We start from the raw sequence: 1,594 nt of genomic DNA on the forward strand, positions 1-1,594 counted from the left end.
ACCGCGAGAGGTCGATCCAGTCACCCGACCCCGACCGCCCCTTCCACCGTGAGGGGTCGATCCGGTCACCACCCGCGACCCACCCCGAGAGGACGACGCCGATGACCCCCACCGCCGCCGCCCGGCCCGACCGCCGTCTCGTCATCGTGGTGCGCGCCGACCCGGTGATCTGCGGTCACTCGGGCGAGGCCCGCAACCTCGCCGAGGCCGCCCTGCACCGCGGGTTCGACGAGGTCCGCATCGTCACGTGGCCGGTCGACCGGCTGCAGGAGGCGGGTCTGCCGCTCAAGCCGCTCGACGGCGTGCTGCCGTACTCGCCGGGGATCGTCGTCGAGCGCCCCGCACCCGTGGGCGACTACAAGGTCCCCGACGGCCGGTATCTCGCGGGCATCACGGGGCGCCTGGTCGAGCTGTTCACCGACGGGGTCCCGACCGTCGCGATGTCGCTGTACCTGTCCCCGCACGCCACGGCGATCGCCGACGCCGTCACGGTCGCGCGCCGCACGGGCCTGCCCGTCGACGTCGTCACCGTCGCCGAGGCCGTCGGGTCCGACGTCACGAACGTCGTGCGCGCGTGCGTCCAGGAGGACCGGTTCGGTGCCGCCGCGCACGTGCTCACGCAGTACCTGTCGCACGACGTCGTGCTCGCGGTGTCGCAGTACACCAAGGACCTCGTCGTCACCGAGGCCGCCGCGATCGACGCCCGCCACGGCACGCGGTTCGCCGACGAGTGCCGCGAGCGCGTCGCCGTCTCCTACCCCGCGATCGACGTCGGCACGTACCTCGCGCGCGACGAGGACGCGACCGACCGCGCGCTCGCCGCCCGCGGCCTGACGCGCGACGGCTACGTGCTGTTCCTGTCCCGGCTCGCGCACGCCAAGGGCGTCGACGACCTCATCGACGGGTACGCCCGCTCGGGTGCCCCCGCCTCAGGGCGCCGCCTGGTCGTCGCGGGCAACGGCCCCCAGGCCGACGAGCTGCGCGCGCACGCCGCCGCCACACCCGTCGCGGACCTCGTCACGTTCCTCGACGACGTGCCCGACGACGAGAAAGGCCACCTCATGGCCGGCTGCACCGCGTTCGTGCTGCCCTCCAAGCCGCGCCCCGAGTTCGTCGAGACGTTCGGCATCGCGCTGGTCGAGAAGATGCTGTCCGGCGGCGGCCCCGTCATCACCACCGACACCGGCGGCATCGGCGAGGCCGTCGGTGACACCGCCACGATCGTGCCCGTCGACGACCCCGACGCGATCGCCCGCGCCCTCGACGGCGTCCTCGCGATGGACCGCGCCGACCGCGCCGCCGCCGCCGAGCGGGCGCGGGAGTACGCGCTGCAGTTCGACCGCGGGGTCGTGCTCGACAAGATCCTCGACCGGGTCGACGCGGTGCGGGTGGTCGCGACGGTGTGAGAGGGAGGGCCGCGCGAGATGGTCGTGGTCGCGTGAGCGGTGGTGGCGGACGTAGGACGTCCGGGCAGGTCAGCGGGCAGACCGGGAGGAATGCCCCCGGGTGTGCGCAGGGCGGGACGCGCGCCTTCGCCCGCGCCGCGACCCCTACGCTCACGTCCCGTGACGACGCTCCCCGCCCCCACCGACAC

At 74.4% G+C, this 1,594-nt stretch carries 1 protein-coding gene; it reads left to right on the forward strand.

Going from position 1 to position 1,594, the window contains the following annotated elements; translation table 11 throughout:
* The first annotated feature begins 101 nt into the window (after nucleotides 1–101).
* Entirely contained in the window at nucleotides 102–1,406 is a 1,305-nt protein-coding gene (locus tag ATM99_RS16145) for a glycosyltransferase (RefSeq protein WP_062103868.1), read from the forward strand.
* Nucleotides 1,407–1,594: the final 188 nt, after the last annotated feature.

Origin of the sequence: Cellulomonas sp. B6 (assembly GCF_001462455.1) — a bacterium.
Lineage (GTDB): Bacteria > Actinomycetota > Actinomycetes > Actinomycetales > Cellulomonadaceae > Cellulomonas.